The sequence below is a fragment of the Nonomuraea sp. NPDC001684 genome, from assembly GCF_053596515.1.
In genome coordinates this window covers 1-5,129 of record NZ_JBSFGJ010000578.1, presented here as the reverse complement: position 1 = coordinate 5,129, position 5,129 = coordinate 1, and the positions used below count along the sequence as shown (strand labels likewise).

The following is a 5,129-nucleotide window of genomic DNA, read 5'->3' as shown; positions in this document are numbered from 1 at the left end:
CCAGCGCGCCGTCGGTGAGCCCGCGGGCGCGCAGGTCGCCGGGGTGCATGAGCAGGTGGTGCCGGGGGCGGCCCTTGGCCAGCCGGGCGGGGTTGGCCTCGGCCACCGTGACCGGCTGGCTGCGCGAGCACAACGCGGTCCGCGCGGTGGCCGGCCTGCCCTGGGAGCCGGTGCCGGGCTGGCCGGTCGTGGCCGGGCTCGGCGCGTTGCTGCTCCTGGCCGGCGGCGTGCTGGCGGCGGTGCGCGGCGGCAGGTGGGCGGGCATGTCGTCGCGCTACGACAGGGCCGCTGACGCGACGGACGAGCGGGCGGGCGGCAGGCCGGGCGCGGTCGCGGCCACGGCCCGCAGGGGTCACGAGGACCGCGAGTTGTGGGACGCCCTCGACCGCGGCGACGACCCGACGGAGTCCCCGGAACCCCGCTGAGGTCGGTAGTTACGAAATCTCCACGGTTCTGAACCTCTGTCTGCTTGGCAAACGTTTTCTCAATAAGCTGCCGTTGCAACTCGCCAAAAGACAAGAGGAGCCAGCTCATGAGCTACGGGGACCAGGGCGGCAGCGGGGGCCACGGCGCGCAGCCCCCCGGCGGAGGTTACGGCCAGCAGCCGCCCACCGGCGGCTACGGCCAGGGCCCGGCCTACGGCCAGCAGCCCCAGAGCGGCGGCTACGGCCAGCAGCCCCAGCACGGCGGGGGTTACGGTCAGCAGCCGCAGAGCGGTGGCGGCTACGGCCAGCAGCCGCAGAGCGGCGGCGGCTACAACCAGCAGCCGCCCAGCGGCGGCGGTTACGGCTACAACCAGCAGCCGCCGAGCTACCCCCAGGAGCCTTTGGGGTACGGCCAGCAGCCCCAGCCCCCGAGCGGCGGCTACGCCCAGCCGGGCTACGGCCAGCAGAACTACGGGCAGCAGGGCTACGGCCAGCCCGGCTACGGCCAGTACGGCGCCCCGCAGCAGCCCCGCTCCACCAACGGCATGGCGGTGGCCTCGCTCATCCTGGGCATCGTCGGCCTGGTCACCTGCGGCGCGACCAGCATCGTCGGCGTCGTCCTCGGCCACATCGCGCTCAACCGCATCAAGCGCACGGGGGAGGAGGGGCAGGGCATGGCGATGGGCGGCCTGGTGACCTCCTACATCATGGTCGTGCTGTTCGTGCTGTTCTGGATCTTCTTCGGCGGGTTCTGGCTGACCCTGATCGGCATCGGCTCGGCGGCCTCCGTCAGCGACTACTCGTGAACGGGCGGGGCGCAGCGTGACGCCCCGCTTGCGGTGTGATTACGAATTGTCCGCAACGTGGGCGTTAGTCCACGTAGGGAATGCTTTATCGCTAGGCTGCCGCGCGCAACTCGCTTCACGCTGACGACATGAGGAGTCACGAGCATGAGTTACGGAAACCAGGGCGACGGCGGTTACGGCGCCCAGCCGCCCGGCGGCGGTTACGGGCAGCAGCCGCCGAGCGGTGGTGGCGGCTACGGCCAGCAGCCGCCCAGCGGCGGCGGTTACGGCGGCGGCTACGGCCAGCAGCCCCCGAGTGGCGGCGGCTATGGTGAGCAGCCCCCCGGTGGCGGCTACGGCCAGCAGCCCCCGAGCGGTGGCGGCTACGGCCAGCCCCCTGGCGGCGGTTACGGGCAGCCGCCCGGTGGCTACCCCGGTGGCGGTTACGGCCCCGGTGGCGGCGGCACCCCGCCGGACAACCAGCTGGTCCCGGCGATCCTCACCACCCTGTTCTGCTGCCTGCCCCTCGGCATCGTGGCGATCGTGAAGTCGTCGCAGGTCAACTCCAAGTGGCAGGTCGGCGACATCCAGGGCGCCATGCAGGCGGCCGAGGAGGCCAAGACCTGGTGGAAGCGCAGCCTGATCTTCGGCGCCATCGCCATCGTCCTGCTCATCATCTTCTACGTGGTGGTGTTCGTGCTGCTCGCCGCCTCGACGAGCAGCTACGGCTCGTACTGACGGACTGGGATACTGACGGCATGGACATCGCAACAACCGGGCGGCGGGGGACGGGGCGGCTGAAGGGCCTGCTCGCGCCGCTCGGTGTTGCGGCCGCGGCGGGGGCCGTGGTCGGCGTGGTCGGCGTGGTCGACCCCAACCAGCCCGGCCACTACCCGACCTGCCCGTTCCTGTGGGTCACCGGCCTCTACTGCCCGGGCTGCGGCACGCTGCGCACGATCCACGCGCTGGCCCACCTCGACCCGCTGGCCGCCCTGGGGCTCAATCCGCTGGCCGTCGCCATGATCCCGTTCCTGCTGTTCTGGTGGGGCCGGTGGGTCGTACGGGCGTGGCAGGGCAGGCCGCGGCGCACCACTTTGGCCCATCCGGCGTGGCTGTGGGCCTTCCTCGGGGTCGTGATGGTCTACTGGGTCGTCCGAAACCTCCCCTTCGGGGCGTTCCTCGCGCCGTAGTACGGGCCCTGTGGCGAGGTGACCCCGGTGGGGCCGATACCATCGCAGGACAAGGCCGAGAGCGGACGCGAGGCGAACTCTCTGCCACCCCCACTGTCAACCGGAGGGACCCCAAGCGCGTGAGTGAGCGGACGGAAGGACCGAGTGTCCTCGACGACATCCTCGAAGGGGTGCGCGCCGATCTCGCCGCACGTCAGCAGGCCGTGTCGATCGACGAGCTCAAGCGGCGAGCCGAGCGGGCCCAGGGGCCCAGAGACGCGATGGCCGCCCTCGGGGGTGACAGGATCTCGGTGATCGCCGAGGTCAAGCGGTCGAGCCCGTCGAAGGGCGCGCTCGCCGCCATCGCCGACCCCGCCGCGCTCGCGGCCGACTACGAGGCCGGCGGCGCCCACGTGATCAGCGTGCTGACCGAGCGGCGCAAGTTCGGCGGCAGCCTGGAGGACCTGGCGGCCGTCCGCGCCCGCGTCGACATCCCCATCCTGCGTAAAGATTTCATCCTCACCTCCTACCAGCTCTGGGAGGCCCGGGCCCACGGCGCCGACCTGGCGCTGCTGATGGTCGTCTGCCTGGAGCAGGAGGCGCTGGTGTCGCTGATCGAGCGGGCCGAGTCCATCGGGCTCACCCCGCTGGTCGAGGTGCACACCGAGGAGGAGCTGGAGCGGGCGGTCGCCGCCGGGGCGCGGGTCATCGGGGTCAACGCGCGTAATTTGAAGACTCTTGAGGTCGACCGCGACGTCTTCGCGAAGCTGGCGCCGAAGATCCCGGATAATGTGATCAAGATCGCCGAGTCGGGCGTGCGCGGCCCGCACGACCTGCTCGCCTACGCCAGGGGTGGCGCCGACGCCGTCCTGGTGGGGGAGAGCCTGGTCACCGGCAAGGATCCGCGCAAGGCCGTGGAGGCGCTGGTGACCGCCGGCGCTCACCCGTCGACGCGCCCCGACCACTCAGCAGAGGGATAGCAGTGGCTAACGAAGGCTCCATCCTCAGCGCCGCCGACCTGGCCGGCGGCGCGGCGTACGGCAACGACCCCGACCTGCACGGCAAGTTCGGCATCTTCGGCGGCCGCTACGTGCCCGAGGCGCTGATCCCCGCGCTCGACGAGGTGGCCGCCGTCTACGACAAGGCCAAGACCGACCCCGAGTTCCTGCGCGAGTTCGACCACCTGCTGCGCACCTACGCCGGCCGGCCGACCACGCTGACCGACGTCGCGCGCTTCAGCCAGGAGGCCGGCGGCGCGCGTATCGTGCTCAAGCGGGAAGACCTCACCCACACCGGCGCCCACAAGATCAACAACGTGCTCGGCCAGGCGCTGCTGACCAGGCGCCTGGGCAAGAAGCGGGTGATCGCCGAGACCGGCGCAGGCCAGCACGGCGTGGCCACGGCCACCGCGGCCGCCCTGCTCGGCCTGGAGTGCGTCATCTACATGGGCGCGGTCGACTGCGAGCGCCAGGCGCTCAACGTGGCCCGGATGAAGCTGCTCGGCGCCACCGTGGTGCCCGTCCACAACGGCTCCAAGACGCTGAAGGACGCCATCAACGAGGCGTTCCGCGACTGGGTGACCAACGTCGACACCACCCACTACCTGTTCGGCACCGTCGCCGGGCCCCACCCGTTCCCCGAGATCGTGCGCGACTTCGCCCGCATCATCGGCGTCGAGGCCCGTCGCCAGATGCTGGAGCTGACCGGCGGGCTGCCCGACGCGGTGTGCGCGGCGGTCGGCGGCGGCAGCAACGCCATCGGCATCTTCCACGCCTTCATCGGCGACGAGGGCGTGGCCCTGCACGGCTACGAGGCGGCCGGCCACGGCCTGGAGAGCGGCGAGCACGCGCTCACCCTCACCGCCGGTTCGGTGGGCGTGCTCCACGGCTCGCGCACGTACGTGCTCCAGGACGACGAGGGCCAGACGATCGAGTCCCACTCGATCTCGGCCGGCCTCGACTACCCGGGCGTCGGCCCCGAGCACGCCTGGCTGAAGGACTCCGGCCGCGCCACCTACCACGGCATAACCGACGACGAGGCCATGGCGGCGTTCTCGCTGCTGGCCAGGACCGAGGGCATCATCCCGGCCATCGAGTCCTCCCACGCGCTGGCGGGCGCGCTGAAGCTGGGCCGCGAGCTCGGCCCCGACTCGACGATCCTGGTCAACCTGTCCGGGCGCGGCGACAAGGACATGGGCACCGCCATGAAGTACTTCAACCTCTGACGCCCCCGGCAGCGCGGCGCGGGTGACCGGACGACGGCCTGCGGCAGGGCATCATGGTGGGACTCGACCTTCGAAACGGACAGACATGACGACTCTTCAGACGGTTTTCGCCAAGGCGAAGGCGGACAACCGGGCCGCGCTCGTCGGCTACCTGCCTGCCGGCTTCCCGTCCAAGGACGGCGCGATCGCCGCCGCCGCGGCCCTGGTCGAGGCGGGCTGCGACGTCATCGAGATCGGCCTGCCCTACTCCGACCCGCTCATGGACGGGCCGACGATCCAGGACGCGGTGCACCGCTCGCTGCTCAACGGCACCCGCATCGCCGACGTGATGCGCACCGTCGAGGGGGTCGCCGCCACCGGGGCCGCCACGCTCGTCATGACGTACTGGAACCCGATCGACCGCTACGGCGCCGACCGGTTCGCCCGTGACCTGGCCAACGCGGGCGGCGTGGGCACGATCACGCCCGACCTGACGCCGGAGGAGTCCGAGCCGTGGCGCACCGCCTCGGTGAACCTGTCGGAGCCG

General features: G+C 71.7%; 7 protein-coding genes. All 7 read left to right on the top strand.

The features are described from left to right. Positions 1-107 precede the first annotated feature (107 nt). Positions 108-425 carry a Trp biosynthesis-associated membrane protein gene (locus ACWCSD_RS47590; protein WP_449925584.1) on the top strand — a complete coding sequence of 106 codons (318 nt, stop codon included), beginning with the start codon at positions 108-110 and terminating at the stop codon, positions 423-425. 107 nt (positions 426-532) lie between these two features. Beyond that, on the top strand, positions 533-1,231 hold the full coding sequence (locus ACWCSD_RS47585; protein WP_449925581.1) for a DUF4190 domain-containing protein: 699 nt from the start codon (positions 533-535) through the stop codon (positions 1,229-1,231). 144 nt (positions 1,232-1,375) lie between these two features. Continuing rightward, on the top strand, positions 1,376-1,948 hold the full coding sequence (locus tag ACWCSD_RS47580; RefSeq protein WP_357968152.1) for a CD225/dispanin family protein: 573 nt from the start codon (positions 1,376-1,378) through the stop codon (positions 1,946-1,948). Between the two features lie 20 nt (positions 1,949-1,968). After that, positions 1,969-2,400 carry a DUF2752 domain-containing protein gene (locus ACWCSD_RS47575; RefSeq protein WP_358293872.1) on the top strand — a complete coding sequence of 144 codons (432 nt, stop codon included), beginning with the start codon at positions 1,969-1,971 and terminating at the stop codon, positions 2,398-2,400. A 119-nt stretch (positions 2,401-2,519) separates the two neighbouring features. Next, a complete protein-coding gene (gene trpC / locus ACWCSD_RS47570; protein ID WP_125630391.1) occupies positions 2,520-3,359 on the top strand; it encodes an indole-3-glycerol phosphate synthase TrpC in 840 nt (279 codons plus the stop codon). Between the two features lie 38 nt (positions 3,360-3,397). Further along, positions 3,398-4,603: a tryptophan synthase subunit beta gene (gene trpB / locus ACWCSD_RS47565; protein ID WP_449925587.1), complete on the top strand. Its 1,206-nt coding sequence runs from the start codon at positions 3,398-3,400 to the stop codon at positions 4,601-4,603. A gap of 85 nt (positions 4,604-4,688) precedes the next feature. After that, positions 4,689-5,129 (top strand): tryptophan synthase subunit alpha (locus tag ACWCSD_RS47560; protein WP_449925576.1); only part of this gene is annotated, 441 nt, incomplete at its 3' end.